Below are 17,122 nucleotides of genomic sequence, written 5' to 3'. Positions count from 1 at the left end.
TATGGATAACAACATTAATTTAAAAAGAAGTGAAAGGTATAAAAAAAATAACGTAAATAATTCAGGGGGAAAAAACAAAAATAAAAAGGTTTTAAAAATAATATTATGGACATTTATGATAATTTTATTAGCGGGAATAGGTGTGATTGGAGGTAAGGTGCTTGCAATAATAAAAAACACTCCGCCGCTTACAAAAGATGTATTAACGGCACAGAAACAGTCATCAATAATATATGTTAAAGATGAAAGCGGGCAGTGGAAAAGTGCGGCGGCTCTCCACGGAACAGATAACAGATTATGGGTTTCAATAGATAAAATACCGAAGAACTTGCAGAATGCTGTTGTTGCTATAGAAGACCAAAGATTTTATAAAAACAATCTTGGTATTGATCCAAAGCGAATAATTGGTGCATTTGTTGCGGATATTAAAGCAGGAGGCAAACCGGTGGAAGGTGCAAGTACGATTACTCAGCAGTTGGTAAAAAATATGATGCTGTCAGATGAAAAAACCTTAACAAGAAAAATACAAGAGGCTGTGCTTGCATGGGAGATTGAACAGAAATATTCAAAACAGCAGATATTGGAGGCATATCTCAATACTATATATCTTGGCGGTCCTCATATAAATGCATATGGGGTTCAGGCAGCTGCTTTATCATATTTTGGGAAGGATGTAAGTCAGCTTGACCTCGCGGAATCTGCAATGATAGCGGGTATTACAAATAATCCTTCAATGTATTCCCCTGATTCAAGCAAGGAAGGCGCTTTAAAACGCCAGCATCTTGTATTGAGTGAAATGCTTAAACAGGGTTATATTACAAAAGATGAGTATGATAATGCAATTTCTGAAAAGCTTGTATATCAATTTAAAAAAATAAATTTAACCGGATATAATCATAAATATTTTATTGAACAAGTTATAAGAGATGCAGCATCTAGTCTATCAAAGGAACTTAACATATCTTACAGTGAGGCTACGAATAAAATATACAATGGGGGTTTAAGAATTTATTCAACCATGGATACAAAAATTCAGACGGATATTGAACAGGCATTTGCAAATCCTAAGCTTTTTCCTGTTGACCCCAGCAGAAAAGATATAGTTCAGGGAGCTATGGTAATTATGGATTGGAGGACGGGGGAAGTAAAGGGTATAGTTGGTGGAAGAAATACGAATGACTCCTCAAGTAATGTCCTGATGGGGTTAAACCGGGCAACACAGTCATACAGGCAGCCTGGTTCCTCAATTAAGCCTTTAACTGTTTATGGACCTGCACTTGAGAGTGGACTTACCGCTGCAACGGTGGTTGATGATGTGCCGACAACTTTTGGCAGCTATACACCCCATAATTATGAAAGTAGTTATTATCATGGGCTTGTAACATTAAGAGAAGCAATAACAGATTCTTTAAATATACCTGCTGTAAAAGTAGTTAATACAATTGGTTTAAATACATCTGCAAATTATGGCAAAAAATTTGGGCTGAATATAACTAATAATGACATGTATCTTCCTGCATTAGCTTTAGGTGGACTTTACAAGGGTATTACCCCATTGCAGGAAACGGCAGGATATGCTGCTATAGCAAATGGCGGTATGTATATAAGCCCAATAACTTTTACAGAAATCAAAGATTCACAAGGTAATGTAATAATTGACAAGAAGCCAGAAAAACATGTGGTTTTAAATGAGCAAAATGCATATATACTTGAGAATATGATGCAGGATGTAGTCGATCATGGTACAGGTACAAATGCACAATTGCCCAATATGCCCGTAGCGGGAAAAACCGGCACGTCAGAAAAATCAGGGAATGTTTGGTTTACAGGTTTTACGCCATATTATGTTGGTACTGTCTGGATGGGGTATGATGAGGGTAATAATATACCGGTAAAAAATTATGGGACATCTGTTGTTGGAGGAACATTTCCTGCGAAATTATGGAGAACTGTTATGGAATCTGTACATGAGAATTTAGCTCCTCAGGAATTTAAAAGACCACCTGGTATTGTATATGTAACGGTGTGTAAGGATTCAGGATTACTGCCGACGGATTTATGCAGGAATGATCCAAGGGGTGATCAGACTTACACTGAAATGTTTGCTGATGGGACACAACCAACAAGTTATTGTACGGTACATGTGGCAGCAAAAATTAATATTTTGACTGGAAAGCTGGCATCTTCTTGGACATTGCCCATATTGGTTAAAGAACGGGTATTTATTGATCCACCCGGAAGAACAGCGGCACAAAATGCATATGCGGCAGATGGCAAATATGTCATTCCAACTGCAATAGATAGTGGGGATACAAAAGTACCACCTGACAATAAAAATAATGGTACAGCAAATAGTAATTCAGGAACATCTCCGGAAGGAACACCTCAAAGTGGGACACAACCATCTCCTTCCCAGGTTCCTGCTAATAATGGAGGAACTAATAGCAATGGAGCACCAAATAATGCTCCTTCTAATACACAGCCACCTTCTCCAGATAATAGCAGTGGAACAAAGGACACTACAGGAGCAACACCTTCTTCAAAGCCTGCTAAATCAAGATGATCATTGAAAAGAAACTGAGTATAGTCAAGTAATGAAAATACAGAAAAAAGGCAGGATATCTGCCTTTTATTCTTGCTTGGCTTTTGCAAAATAATTATTCATTAATGATATAAAAATTAAAGCAATAATTCCGCCTGTAAATGCTGTAATCAGCTGTGGCAACGTGAAAGCCTGTACTATTTTTAATGGAACTTTTACATTGAACAAATTAAGAAGATATTTAACTGATATGGATAGCCATAAAAATTTTACGATTGAACCTATTATCATAGAAACAATCTTATTTTTGATTAAAGAGTAAAGCAAAACATATAAGGCATTTCCTATCATTATAAAAGGAATCATAATAGGGAATCCCATGATGCCTACAGCAAAAGCTATGATTGGTGTTAAAAGACCGATAGTAATACCTGACCACATGCCAACAAGTCCTGCGGCAATTATAAGCATTGCATTGACCAGAGAGCCTGTAATAAGCTGCGGCATTTTAATAAATTGAATAATAATTGTGATTGCTAACAATACTGCTGTCCTTGTAATAAATTGTGTGTTTATTATGGGCTTTGAAGAATTTTTATCCATGTTATCATCTCCTTTCTTATTATCTATTTTACCACATTTTAGTATTTAATACAAGGTAAAACTGATTCTAATCCCCTTTTTCATATCAGCGTTGTATGTGAATATGATAATAAACTTTTGCCTTATGGGGTTCTTTTTAAACAAAATAAAAATATTGCATTTTCAATATTTTTGTAATAGAATATTATATAAGTATATAGCCAAAATACTACGATATGGAATAATAGGCATAAAAGGTTTCAGAGAGCTTCTGGGTAGTGAAAAGAAGTACCAATAATGCTGAACTCGCCATGGAGTATATATACCGAATTGTTAAGTAGGTATATACGGTTTCTACTGTTATAGGTTCATGTGGGCTTTTGTCAATAAGAGTGGTACTACGGAAGCAACAGTCTTTTGTCTCTTGGATGGGAGGCTTTTTTATTTAAATATAAGGTTAGGAGGTAAATAATGACATATTCAATAGAGATTGATAGAAAGTGGCAGAAAAAATGGGAGGAAACAAAGCTGTACAAATTTCATCCTGAAAATGTTGATAAAAAATTATATTGTCTTGAGATGTTCTCATATCCATCTGGTGCAAAGCTGCATGCAGGGCATTGGTATAATTATGGTCCTGCTGATTCATGGGCAAGGATGAAAAGGATGCAAGGCTATGAAGTATTTCATCCTATGGGTTTTGATGCCTTTGGGCTACCTGCTGAAAATTATGCAATTAAGACAGGTATACATCCTCAGGATTCCACAATGCACAATATTGAAACAATGGAAAAACAGCTTAAGGAAATAGGTGCAACCTTTGACTGGGATTATGAGGTAATAACATGTCTTCCTGAATATTATAAATGGACTCAATGGGTTTTTTTACAGATGTATAAGGCCGGTTTAGCATATAGAAAGAAGGCACCTGTAAACTGGTGCCCCAGTTGTAAGACGGTTCTTGCAAATGAGCAAGTTGTTGAAGGAAGATGTGAAAGATGCGGCAGTGAGGTTACAAAAAAAGACCTTACACAGTGGTTTTTAAAAATAACTGATTATGCTGAAGAACTTCTAAAAAACCTTGATGACATTGATTGGCCTGAAAAGACTAAAATGATGCAGCGTAACTGGATTGGTAAATCTGAGGGTGCTGAGATAGAATTTAAAGTAGAAGGAAAAGATATAAACTTTAAAGTATTTACGACTCGTGCGGATACATTATATGGTGTGACATATGTGGTACTTGCCCCTGAAAATGAAATTGTGGATAAAATAACGACAGATAAATACAGACGAAATGTAGAAGATTATAAAGAATATGCCAAAAAACAAAGTGAAATAGAAAGGCTGTCTACAGAGAAAGAAAAAATAGGTGTATTTACCGGTGCATATGCGATACATCCTATAACAGGTGAAAAAATCCCGATATGGATTGCAGATTATGTTTTAGCGACATATGGGACTGGTTGTGTTATGGCTGTTCCTGCCCATGATGAAAGAGACTTTATCTTTGCTGAGAAATATGACCTTCCTATAAGGCGTGTTATTAAAGGAAAAGGAGATATTGAGGACAGCCTTCCGTTCGTTGAATATGGTATATTGATTGATAGCGGTGAATTTGATGGTATGAAGTCTGAAGATGCCCGTATAAAGATAGTAGAAAAACTTGAAAAAGAAGGTAAAGGCAGTCTAAAGATTAATTATCGTCTTAGGGACTGGCTTGTATCAAGGCAGAGATACTGGGGGGCGCCGATTCCTGTAATACATTGCGAACATTGTGGATTAGTTCCTGTTCCAGAGGAGGACCTGCCTGTAATTCTTCCATATGATGTTAAATTTACGCCTGATGGTGAATCACCTCTTAAGAAAAATGATGAATTTATGAATACTATATGTCCGAAATGCGGTAGAAAGGCACAAAGAGACCCTGATACACTTGATACATTTGTAGATTCATCATGGTATTTTTTGAGGTATCCTGATAACAAAAATGAAAAAGAGGCTTTTAATAAAGAATGGATAAATAAGATGCTGCCTGTCGATAAATATATAGGTGGAGCGGAGCATGCCTGTATGCATCTTTTATATGCGAGATTTGTGACAAAAGCCTTAAGGGACCTTGGCTATTTGAATTTTGATGAGCCGTTTAAATCCTTGATTCATCAGGGTATAATCCTTGGACCTGATGGTAATAAAATGAGCAAATCAAAAGGAAATACAATATCACCTGATGAATATATTGATGAATACGGTTCAGATGTATTTAGGATGTATTTAATGTTTGGTTTTGCATTTACTGAAGGAGGACCATGGAATGATGATGGTATAAAAGCTATACACAGATTTATATTAAGGGTTGAAAGACTTATTAACAGTTTTTTAGAAAATAAAAATAATGAAAGCAAAGAGAAATTTGACAAAGATGAAAAAGAATTGAATTTTGCAAGGCATTTTGCTATAAAAGGTGTTACCGAAGATGCGGAAAAATTTCAGTTTAATACATCAATTGCAAGGCTTATGGAGCTTGTAAATGCACTATATAAATATGATACAAATGTAAAACTAAAAAATCTTAAATTATATGAAGATGTTATTAAGGATTTAATGAGGCTTTTATCACCATTTGCACCGCATTTTTCGGAAGAAATGTGGGAGAAACTTGGATATGAATATTCTATATTTAATCAGAAATGGCCTCAATATGATGAAAAAGCTCTTTTAAGAGATGTTATTGAAATTGCGATACAGATAAACGGTAAGGTTAGAGGCAGGCTTGAAGTGATATCAAATGCTGATGAAAAAGAGATAGAAGCTACGGCACTTTCAAATGATAATGTTAAATCCTATATTGAAGGCAAAAAAATAAAAAAAGTCATTGTAATTAAAAACAGGCTTGTAAATATCGTGGTTAATTGATAATTTAAATTTGTATATTATAGCTTTAAAAGTATATAATTATTTCAGGAGGTGATACATATTGCTGAAAGTCTGTAAAAAAACAATAGCTTTGATTATTATACTTCTATTATTTACTTCAATTGCTGCAACAGCTTTTGCTGATATTAAACCAGGGGACCAGTTTGTTACGTTTGGCAGTGATTTGACAAAAGGACAAAGGACACAGTTAATGGATGAATTTGGAATAAGAGATACAAGTAATATACACATCGTTGAGGTGACAAATCAAGAAGAATATAAATACTTAGGACATATTTTACCTGAAAGTGTTATAGGAACAAAGGCTATTTCATCTTCATTAATAACCTTTCAGGAAAAGGGTAAGGGATTAAATATAAAAACTAATAACATTACATGGGTAACAGATAGTATGTATAAGAATGCTTTGATAACAGCAGGTATTACGGATGCTTCAATAACAGTTTCAGCACCATATCCTGTTTCGGGTACAGCTGCTCTGACCGGTATAATGAAAGCTTTTGAAGTAGCAACGGGAAAACCGATTAGTGATAATGTTAAAAAGATTGCTAATGAAGAAATGGTTCAGACAGGTCAGATTGGGGACAAAATAGGTGACAAGGAAAAAGCTGTGGAACTTATGAAGAGATTAAAGGAACAATTATCGAAGCAATCTTCTAAGCTTTCTGATGAACAACTGCGCAATCTTATAGAAAATACAGCAAAAGATTTGGGTATAACCTTAACACCTGATGAGATTAATAGCCTTGTTTCATTGCTTCGGAAATTCCAAAATGCCAACATTGATTGGGATAAGGTAAGGAAAGGACTGGATAATTTTAATACAACCTTTAAGAATTTTGTAAATAATAATCCTGAATCAAAATCACTGTTGCGGGATATATTTACTTTCTTTAAAAGTATAATCGATAAAATATTAAATTTGCTTAAATAAAAAATATGCCGGGAATATGTGACTATTCCCGGCATATTTTTTATTTATTAAGCTTTCGGAGACTTTCCAAAATCATCTTTTGCTCCACACCGGCAACAAGGCGTCGTGTATTAGCAACGGTATCAGGATTTACACTTACACTGGTTATGCCACTATGAACCAAGAATTCAGTAAATTCCGGATATACTGAAGGACCTTGACCACATATAGAGATAGTTTTTCCGTATTTACGGGCAGTTTCTATCAGATGAGATATTGCAGCAATAACTGCTTCATTTCGTTCATCGAGGTATCCCATATTGCTTAATTTTTCCGAATCGCGGTCTGCACCAAGTATTAGCTGTGTCAAATCGTTAGAACCTATACTAAAGCCATCAACTAAGGTGCAGAATTGTTCTGCAAGGAAGACGACTGAAGGAACCTCTGCCATGATCCAAACTTTAAAATTCAAGCTTGAGGAAAGACCCTCGTCAGCCATTATTTTCAAAACCTGACGGACTTCTGCAGTTGTTCTTACAAAAGGAAGCATAGCGTAAACATTTGTAAGCTGAAATTCTTCTCTGACTTTTCTCATTGCTTTACATTCGAGGCGGAATCCTGCTTCATATTCAGGGGATATATATCGCGAAACACCACGCCATCCAATCATAGGATTATTTTCTATAGGCTCATTTTCTCCTCCCTTTAAACCACGAAATTCATTTGTTCTAAAATCACTAAAGCGTACAACAACCGGGCGTGGATAAATGGCCTCAGCTACTGTTGAGATGCCCTCTGCCAGTTTGTCAATAAACATTTGTTCTTGATGGTTTTTCAAAAGATACATAGGATGTGCACCTATATGATCTGTAAATATGAACTCTGTTCTCATGAGACCTATTCCGTCAAAGGGCAAATCTTTATAGCGGGCAATAGCTTCCGGCTCTCCAAGATTCATATATATTTTTGTAGCAGTAACAGGCGCAATCTCTTTCCATAAAGCTCCTTTAACCAATGGGGTTGTTCCAATGGTGGATTTTTCAGTATCCTCACTGCCGAGACTTATATGTCCTTCATAGACTACTCCTCTGGAAGCATCAACGGTTATTTCCATACCCTCTTTTAAAATTTCTGTAGCATTTTTAGTACCTACGATGCAGGGAATACCAAGCTCACGTGATACAATAGCTGCATGGCATGTACGACCTCCTTCATCAGTGACAACAGCGAGAGACTTTTTCATGGCAGGAACCATATCTGGATTTGTCATTGTAGTTACAAGAATAGTATTTTTTTCTATTTTAGTTACATCATCGAAATTATTGACAAAAACTACTTTACCTGTAGCAATTCCAGGTGATGCACCTAATCCTTTAACTAAGACCTTTTTTGTATTGGTTGCAGCGGTATCCTTTCCTTTTTTTTGTATTTTATTCAAGGTTGTTATAGGACGAGACTGAAGAATATAGAAGTTTCCATTTTCATATCCCCATTCAACATCCTGAGGTGTACCATAATGCTTTTCAATTTTAATAAGTTGTTGACATAATGATACAATCTGTTCATCTGAAAGAGATTGTTTTTTAACAAATTCTGCACCTAAATATTTTGAAACTTCTATTTCAATAGTGCCTCTTTCTGAGTTAGGGTCTGCAACAATCATAAGATTTTTATCGGAAATAGTTTTTTCAATAGTATGTAGATTGCTTTTATCAACTATATATTCATCAGGTGTTACTTTACCTGAAACAACTGCTTCCCCAAGACCCCAGCTAGCGTTTATCATAATTTCCTGTCTATTTCCGGTGATTGGATTTACTGTAAAAGCTACTCCGGAAATCTCTGATTGTATCATCTTTTGTACTACAGCACTTAAATATACAGAAAAGTGATCAAAGCCCTGTGCTTGACGGTAAGCGGTAGCTCTTGCCGTCCAAAGGGAAGCCCAGCAGCGGCGTACATTAACAAGTAAATCTTTTTCTCCAAAAACATTCAGATATGTTTCTTGTTGTCCGGCAAAAGAAGCATCAGGCAAATCTTCCGCTGTTGCTGAACTTCTGACGGCAACTTTTACCGGATAGTCTTTGCCTCCGAGTTCTTTATATGCCTCTATAATTTCCTTTTCAATTTCAGGTGTCATAGGTGTATTTGTGATCATATTCCGTATTTCTGAGGTATTTTTCATTAATTCTTCCAGATTGTTAATATCTGTTTTGTTAATCATATCCTTAATTTTTAATGATAGACCTGTTGTTTCAATGAAATGTTTGTAAGCCTCTGCAGTAACACAAAAACCTGGAGGAACTGAAATCTTTGCATTGGTTACTTCTCCAAGATTAGCACCTTTGCCTCCTACCAGTCCTACATCATTTTTCCCCAGTTCGTTGAACCATTTCACAAATTTATAAGTCATAATTTTTCTCCTCCCTTTTTTTAATGGCTGCGTAATGTTTTATAGTAAATTTCTAAAACCTTGTTAGCGGTTTCTTCTACAGCTTTTCTTGTAACATCAATTATCGGACATCCAATTTTTTGAATTACCTCCTGAGCATATTCTAATTCTTTATATATGCGTTCGGGTTTAGCATATTGAGCATCTGCAGGTAATCCCAGACTAACAAGACGTTCTTGGCGGATATGTATAAGGTAGTCAGGCTGAATCATGAGACCCACAATATGTCTTGCAGAGACTGAAAATATTTCCTCCGGTACTTCGATTTCTGGTACAAGGGGAATATTAGCTGTTTTAATACCTTTGTGAGCAAGATACATACATAAAGGTGTTTTGCCTGTACGAGATACTCCCATAACTATGATATCCGCTTTTTTAATACCTCTTGGGTCTTTTCCGTCATCATATTTTACTGCAAATTCTATAGCTTCTATTCTTTTAAAATATTCTTCATTCACTCTTCTTATAAGACCAGGTTCAAAATGAGGTTCCTTTCCTGTTAATTGTTTTAAAGCATCAAGAGCCGGTCCAAGTATGTCAACAACAATTACACTATGTTTATTTGCTTCATGAAGAAGTATTTCTTTAAGGTTTGGCATAACCAGTGTGAAAATTATTAAGCTTTTATCTTTCGCTGCTTGCTGTACAATATCGACAATTTCATCTGCATTATTAACAAATGGGAAGCGTCGAATTTCAGCATTTCCAGAATTGAACTGACTTGTTGCCGCACGTGTAACCAATTCGGCTGTATCGCCAATAGAATCAGATACAATATAAACAATTGGATGTTGCTTTTTTTGCATTGTTGTCAATCCTTATCTCCGCCTTCCATTATACACTTATATACAAATATATTATAGCTTTATTTATTTCAAATTGTCAAGTATTATATCGTTTTCAAACGTGTCAGATGTAGAAAAAAATTACATATCTACATTGCAAATATTTTATGATATAATATAGATAAGCTTTAAGCAGGTGGTTATTTTGAAAGAAGGGTAGTTATGGAAACCATGAGAAAATTCCAATGTTTTAATTGTGGGAATATATGGGAGGTGCCTTATGGAACAGGAAGGCAGCTTACGTGCCCACGATGCGGTTCTTTTAATATTAAAAGAATAAATCCCTTAGGCGGAGGGAGATGTTTCAGGAGAGGTTGGTATGGTAGATAGAAATGCGGTCAACAGAACCATGTACTTAGTTTCTTTATATTCTATAGTGCTTAATACGATGTTGGCTTTAATAAAATTCTTTTTAGGAAAATATTCAGGAAGTACTGCTTTGACTGCTGATGCCATTCATTCCGGAATAGATGTATTTTCATCAATACTCGTTTTAACTGGTATGTTCTTTTCATACAAGAAAGCAAAGAATTGCCCTTTCGGGCTTTATAAGTTAGAAAATTTTATATCTGCTTTTGTATCTATCCTGATAATACTTACGGCTTTTGAGATAGGAAAGGGCATTTTTGAAAGAACAGAATCCTTAAACACATCTTTAAATAGCAAAATCATCACGATTATTATTCTTGCTCTTGTTGTTGAACTTGTTTTTTTATACAGTAAATATGAAAAAAAAATTGGTATTAAATATGGTTCTCCGGGTATTATAGCAGATGCTGAACATATTAAATCAGATATGCTTTCATTATTTGTTTTAATGATTAATATATTACTGAGTATTTTTAAGGTGAATATAGACAAATATGTTGCTTTTTTGATAGTTGTATTTATTGCGTATTCAGGGTGGAGATTACTTAAAGAATCAGTAATGGTATTATTGGATGTGAGTGTGGATTACAGTGTCATTGAAAACATAAGAAATATAATTTTGGCATTTCCTCAAGTTATTGAAATCACCGAAATAAAAGGTCGCAAAGCTGGAAGGTATATATTTATAGATATTAGTTTAAAATTCAATATAGTTACATTAGAAGAAGCCCACAGGCTTTCAAATATGATAGAGGAAGAGATATATGACAATCAGCCTAACATTGATAAAGTAATGATACATTATGAACCTTATCAAAAGCAACAGGTAAGGATTGCTATTCCTCTTACAGCACCTGAGATTAAAGAGATATCAATGAAATTTGGAGAGTCGCCTTTTTTTGCATTAATTACTTATGACCTTAAAGAAAAGCAAATAATATCAGAAGAAATAGAAGAAAACAAGAATACCAATCTAACAAAGAAAAGAGGAATAAAGACGGCATTGTGGATATTAAACGAAAAAAAAGCAGATATTGTTATAGCAGCACCGGATATAAAAGATTCTGCCACGTATTTTGTGTTTAAAGCAAATAATAAAGAAATATATTTTACAGATGAAAAGAAGATGATTAACCTTGATAGATTTATAGAAAAAACATTATCCGAATCAAAATATTCACAATAGGAATTTTTGGAGGTTCTGACAGGGGATATAAAATTCTTTATCAGGATTTTTTATTTTTCGGGGTAAAATTTAATAGAATTTTAATAATTTAATTGTATAATATAAAAAGTAATGTTTAAATATAAGGGAAAGGAATGGCTTTTATCGTGGTAAAAAATGTTTCTTTAAAGCGGATAATATTCTATTTGATATTTGAATTTATATTAGCTGTTATAGTAATGCCATTATTAATATTTTACGGTCCATATACTAATATAAGGGATACCTTAGTTACAACGGCAATGACAACATTAAGCCACAAATATCTTGTAACTTGGTTTTTGCCAAAATCTAAAATTGATGAAATTATGAAAGAAATGAATAATATCAAAACTGAAAATAGCAATCAAGGTCTCTTAAATTTTAAGAATATTCATAATAGTACAATTGAATTAAATGATGTTTATAGTAAACATTTTAAAGGAAAAATTATTTTGATTCATGACCCTACAAGAATACAGGTAGGTATATCAAGTAAATTGCCCAAGGAAGGAGAAACAACAAGCGAAATTGCTAAAAATAATAATGCTGTTGCTGCGATAAATGCCGGAGGATTTTTGGGATTTGTTAACGGTGCTTGGACAGGAAGCGGCGGAATAGCTGACGGCATTATAATTCATAATGGCAAGATGCTATATAATAATGTTTCAAGTGCAGATGGAACTGTAGACCTTGTAGGATTCACATATGACGGGAAATTGCTTGTTGGCAAACATACTCCACAAGAGATAAATAAAATGGCAATAAAAGAGGCAGTTAGTTTTAGACCGCCATTGATAGTAAATGGTAAACCTATGATAAAAAACGGAGATGGAGGTTGGGGTATTGCTCCAAGAACAGCTATAGGTCAAAGAAGAGACGGAACGGTTATATTTTTAGTCATTGATGGAAGGGCAATAAGCAGCTTAGGAGCAACTTTAAAAGACGTACAAAATATAATGCTCGATTATGGAGCATACAATGCTGCAAATCTTGATGGCGGGTCATCAACGACAATGTATTTTAAAGGCAAGGTTATAAACAATCCATCTAATCCACTTGGAGAAAGAACCGTACCAACAATATTTTTTGCGAAATGAAGTGATAACGATGAAGAAACTTAAAAAAATTTTTATATGGTTTATAATTCCTATTTTAATTGAAATGGGTGTTTTGTATTATATCAACGATTATTTTTTATCATCAACAGATACGATACAGATAAAAAAAGTTGCTGATGAAGATATTTCATTAAGAAAAAAGATCCAGCTTAATTTGCCATTTGATGCAAAAGATATTAAAGCATCATATGATGGAGGTTTTATCTCATATATCTTGAATAATGAACTAATAATTGTTGATACAAATACCTCTCGAATTAAAAAAACAATAGACATAAATGGTGAAACAATTGATTACTATACATGGCTGACCGACAGGAACAGATTGCTTTATTATTGCAAGGCAAATTATCATGGTAAGGAAGCCATACAAATTAAGGCATATGACCTTGATACTAATAATGATATTAAAGTTGATAAATTAATATATGTACCAAAAGGCAGTTGTATAACCAATGTAACATTATCTCCATTGACGAATATGATTTATATAAATATAGTGGACAAACAGGGAGATAGCATGTTATACCGTGTTGATATAATGGGTAAAATTGTTGAATTAAGATTGCCTGTTAAGCGAATAGTCAGAATGTATGAGACGCAAAGAAATGATAACCTGGTATATGAATCATCAAATAATGTAATTCGTGTAATAAAAAATGGCAGTGGATATACCCTTGTGAGTGGAGGTTACTATCTAATAGGTGTAGACAGCAATGATTATGTTTATTTAGGAAAGCTAAAGAACAATAAAATAACAGAAATTTATTATGGTTCACTTGAGGAAAAAATGAAATACTGGTGTCATTTAGCTGTGAAAGAACCTGTAGATTGTCATAATACTATTATAATGCTTAGAAGTGGTAATATATACAATGTTATAGGTAATAAAGATTTAAAAGATGTTAAAACAGATAAAATTTTAAGCGCCTACGGGAAGATAATAGGAGTCAATAAAAATTATATAATTTATAAAGAAAACAATAAGGTTATTTTGAGATTAGATTAAAAACAAGGCTGGTATATTGCCAGCCTTGTTTTTAATGCTCATGTTTATGTTCAGGATGTTCGTGTTCGTGTTTTTCTACTTTTTCCGGCTCATGTGCGTGCTCATGGGTATGGGTCGTAGCCGAATGGGTATGTTCATGTTCGTGAATTGTATTATCATCATGTTTGTGGGGATGTGAATGATGAACCTCCGGGTGCGTATGTTCATGTTCGTGTTTTATTTTTTCTTCCATTTTAAATGCACCTCCTATTATTTTTTCTTTTGTTCTATTTTTAAGTCCTAACATAATTATAGACTTATTTTAATAATTCGTCAATAATTTTTCCAATGCATGGAATATTTTATTGACAAAAGAATAAATAAAATGTATTATATTATTCATTAAGTAAATATAACTATCTCTTATCAAGAGTAGCTGAGGGACTGGCCCAATGAAGCTCGGCAACCGGATTTTGCGGTGCTAATTCCAGCAGCATATCGCTGAAAGATGAGAGGAATATGGTATCTCTTCTTTTGGTGAAGAGATTTTTTATTAGGAGGAAACAGATGGATATATTTCAGAAGCCTTTAAATAACGTGGTTATTTTTGATGGAGCAATGGGAACACAGCTTCAGGAAAAGGGTTTGAAAACAGGTGAGTGTCCTGAATATTTAAACATATCCCAACCGGAAATGATATATAATATACATCTTTCATATCTTGAAGCAGGTGCTGATATAATAGAAACAAATACCTTTGGAGCAAACAGAATAAAGCTTAAAGCTTATAACATGTCGGAGGATGCATCCCTTATAATAGCGAAGGCAGTATCAATTGCCAAAAGAGCTTCTAATGGGAAGCCTGTTGCATTGTCAATAGGACCTATAGGGGAATTGATGAAACCCTATGGTGAATTAACATTTGAAGAAGCATACGATGTCTTTAAAGAAGTTGCAATTGCCGGCGAGGTTTCAGGTGCTGATATTGCCCTTATAGAAACGATGTCAGATATACTTGAAGCAAAAGCAGCGATACTGGCAGTCAAAGAAAATACCAATCTTAAAATTATATGTACAATGACATTTCAGGAAGATGGAAGGACATTAATGGGTTCAGACCCTGTAACTGCAATTATTAGCCTTCAAGGGCTTTCACTTGATGCTGTAGGTGTAAATTGTTCAACTGGTCCTGATAAAATGATTGATGTTGTAAGAAAAATGTCAAAGGTTGCCCATATACCGATAATTGCCCAGCCAAATGCGGGTATGCCGTATATAAAAGATGGAAAAACTGTTTATAATGTTTCTCCTGAGGAATTTGCTAAGTATTCGAAAAAACTCATAGAAAACGGTGCATCTATAGTGGGTGGCTGCTGTGGAACCACTCCGGAGCATATAAAAAAATTAAAGGAATATGTGAAGGATATTAAGCCTTTAAAAAATACAAACATATATACAGCCGTTTCGTCAAATACAAAAACGGTTTTTATAGGTGGCAGTAATCCTATATGTATTATAGGTGAGCGTATTAATCCAACAGGCAAGAAAAAATTAAGTGCTGCTATAAAAGAAGGAGATATTAATTTAGTGTTAGAAGAAGCCATTGCACAGCAAAAGGCAGGTTCTAATGTGCTTGATGTTAATATAGGGGTTCCCGGCATAAATGAAGAAAAAATGATGCCTTTAATTGTTTCAGAGATACAAAATGTATCAGATCTTCCTCTGCAGATAGACAGCAATGATATAAAAGCAATAGAAAAGGCGGTAAGGATTATAAGAGGTAAACCTATAATTAACTCTGTAAATGCACAGGAAAAAAGTTTAAGAGAAGTCTTGCCTATCGTGAAAAAATACGGAACATGTGTAATAGGATTGGCAATGGGTAATGAAGGGCTTCCCAAAAATGCTGAGGATAGGCTTGAAAATGCAAAGAAAATAATCAAAGCGGCTCTAAAGATTGGTATACCAAAAGAAGATATTATAATAGATTGTATTGCATTAACGGTATCGTCTGAGCAAACTGCCGCAATGGAAACATTAAAAGCCATAAAATTAATAAAAAGTGAATTACATGTAAATACAACCATTGGGCTTAGCAATATTTCTTATGGACTGCCGGAGGGCAAATTTATAAATTCAGCTTTTTTAGCAATGGCGGTATCCTACGGACTTGATGCTGTGATTTTAAATCCAAATAATGATTTGACAATGGATATATTACGTGCATCAATGGTATTAACAGCAAAAGACAAAAGATGCGAAAATTATATAAAAAGATTCAAAAAAGAGGATAATTCTCATATATCTTCTCCCCATTATGATGATACAGATAAGCCGCAGTTATTATATAAAAATATACTTGAAGGGAAAAAATCGGATATTGATAAGTTAGTCATGGATATTTTATCAAAAGAAGCTGAACCATTAAATATTATTGATAATATTGTTATACCTGCCTTAAAGGAGGTTGGAGACAGATATGACAAAGGGGTATATTTTTTGCCGCAGCTTCTAAGCTCAGCTGAAGTGGTACAAAGGGCATTTAAAATTATTAAGGATAAGCTGCCTCGTGGTACAGAATCCAGAGGTAAAATAATACTTGCGACAGTAGAAGGAGATATACACGATATAGGGAAAAATATTGTAAAGGTTCTTCTGGAAAGTTATGGGTATGAAGTAATTGACCTAGGCAAAGATGTTAAAGCAGAAGTAATTCTTGAAAGAGTGAAAGAAATAAATCCACTGCTTGTTGGCTTAAGTGCATTAATGACTACTACCTTATTTAACATGGAAAAAACGATTAAAATTTTAAGACAATCCTCCAATGTAAAAATAATGGTAGGAGGAGCAGCCCTTACGGAGGAATATGCGTATAAAATCGGTGCAGATTTTTATGGCGCAAATGCGCAAGATGCTGTAAGGATTGCAGATGAGGTATTAAAGGCGTAATATTTATGAAACATCCATGAAGGATCTACTTCACAGATATGCAGGCTAATAAAGGTTAAATTCAGCAACCCAAAGAATATAGTTTATTTGTCAAAAGAAATAGTATTGAAATAAAATCCACAAAAAACTATAATATATATGTAAATAGTATGTTTCATTTTAAAATTTATATTTGACAGGTGGAAAAAATTTATGCCTGTTAAATATAAATTAATCATAC

Annotated in this window: 12 protein-coding genes, 1 riboswitch and 1 other annotated feature; of the genes, 8 read left to right on the top strand and 4 right to left on the bottom strand. The window is 34.2% G+C overall.

The genetic code is table 11. The features are described from left to right. The first annotated feature begins 1 nt into the window (after window position 1). Complete coding sequence (locus tag AC0LWJ_RS06950) at window positions 2–2,563, top strand: transglycosylase domain-containing protein (RefSeq protein WP_474238906.1); 2,562 nt, start codon at window positions 2–4, stop codon at window positions 2,561–2,563. Window positions 2,564–2,629: 66 nt separating this feature from the next. Here AC0LWJ_RS06950 and AC0LWJ_RS06945 read toward each other — a convergent pair whose 3' ends face one another. Further along, on the bottom strand, window positions 2,630–3,118 hold the full coding sequence (locus AC0LWJ_RS06945; RefSeq protein WP_474238949.1) for an ECF transporter S component: 489 nt from the start codon (window positions 3,116–3,118) through the stop codon (window positions 2,630–2,632). A gap of 228 nt (window positions 3,119–3,346) precedes the next feature. Continuing rightward, window positions 3,347–3,552, top strand: a binding site (T-box leader). Window positions 3,553–3,595: 43 nt separating this feature from the next. Between AC0LWJ_RS06945 and leuS the strand changes: the two genes are divergently transcribed. Both leuS and AC0LWJ_RS06935 read left to right on the top strand, forming a co-directional pair. After that, on the top strand, window positions 3,596–6,040 hold the full coding sequence (gene leuS / locus AC0LWJ_RS06940; protein WP_474238903.1) for a leucine--tRNA ligase: 2,445 nt from the start codon (window positions 3,596–3,598) through the stop codon (window positions 6,038–6,040). Window positions 6,041–6,101: 61 nt separating this feature from the next. Continuing rightward, on the top strand, window positions 6,102–6,995 hold the full coding sequence (locus tag AC0LWJ_RS06935; RefSeq protein WP_474238900.1) for a DUF1002 domain-containing protein: 894 nt from the start codon (window positions 6,102–6,104) through the stop codon (window positions 6,993–6,995). Window positions 6,996–7,035: 40 nt separating this feature from the next. On the opposite strand, the gene ppsA is transcribed toward AC0LWJ_RS06935, so the two are convergent. Next, entirely contained in the window at window positions 7,036–9,387 is a 2,352-nt protein-coding gene (ppsA, locus tag AC0LWJ_RS06930; protein WP_474238897.1) for a phosphoenolpyruvate synthase, read from the bottom strand. Between the two features lie 20 nt (window positions 9,388–9,407). Next, a complete protein-coding gene (locus tag AC0LWJ_RS06925; RefSeq protein ID WP_474238947.1) occupies window positions 9,408–10,232 on the bottom strand; it encodes a pyruvate, water dikinase regulatory protein in 825 nt (274 codons plus the stop codon). A gap of 201 nt (window positions 10,233–10,433) precedes the next feature. Between AC0LWJ_RS06925 and AC0LWJ_RS06920 the strand changes: the two genes are divergently transcribed. From AC0LWJ_RS06920 to AC0LWJ_RS06905, 4 genes are all read left to right on the top strand, one after another. Continuing rightward, window positions 10,434–10,601 (top strand): hypothetical protein, encoded by a 168-nt coding sequence (locus tag AC0LWJ_RS06920; protein ID WP_500861903.1) that lies wholly within the window; start codon window positions 10,434–10,436, stop codon window positions 10,599–10,601. Then, window positions 10,591–11,826, top strand: a complete 1,236-nt coding sequence (locus tag AC0LWJ_RS06915) for a cation diffusion facilitator family transporter (protein ID WP_474238893.1) — start codon at window positions 10,591–10,593, stop codon at window positions 11,824–11,826. The genes AC0LWJ_RS06920 and AC0LWJ_RS06915 overlap by 11 nt, the downstream gene beginning before the upstream one ends. Before the next feature lie 134 nt (window positions 11,827–11,960). After that, entirely contained in the window at window positions 11,961–12,944 is a 984-nt protein-coding gene (locus AC0LWJ_RS06910; protein ID WP_474238889.1) for a phosphodiester glycosidase family protein, read from the top strand. 10 nt (window positions 12,945–12,954) lie between these two features. Continuing rightward, complete coding sequence (locus AC0LWJ_RS06905; protein ID WP_474238885.1) at window positions 12,955–13,974, top strand: hypothetical protein; 1,020 nt, start codon at window positions 12,955–12,957, stop codon at window positions 13,972–13,974. A gap of 31 nt (window positions 13,975–14,005) precedes the next feature. Here the strand turns inward: AC0LWJ_RS06905 and AC0LWJ_RS06900 are convergent, their stop codons facing one another. Continuing rightward, complete coding sequence (locus AC0LWJ_RS06900; protein ID WP_474238883.1) at window positions 14,006–14,260, bottom strand: hypothetical protein; 255 nt, start codon at window positions 14,258–14,260, stop codon at window positions 14,006–14,008. A gap of 113 nt (window positions 14,261–14,373) precedes the next feature. After that, window positions 14,374–14,468: riboswitch (SAM riboswitch) on the top strand. A 52-nt stretch (window positions 14,469–14,520) separates the two neighbouring features. Between AC0LWJ_RS06900 and AC0LWJ_RS06895 the strand changes: the two genes are divergently transcribed. Then, window positions 14,521–16,902, top strand: coding sequence for a homocysteine S-methyltransferase family protein (locus tag AC0LWJ_RS06895; protein ID WP_474238881.1), 2,382 nt, complete (start codon window positions 14,521–14,523; stop codon window positions 16,900–16,902). Window positions 16,903–17,122: the final 220 nt, after the last annotated feature.

It is taken from the genome of Aceticella sp. 75b-Ac (genome assembly GCF_056032965.2).
The sequence above is the reverse complement of the archived record's forward strand: the minus strand, read 5'-3'. Positions and strand labels throughout refer to the sequence as shown.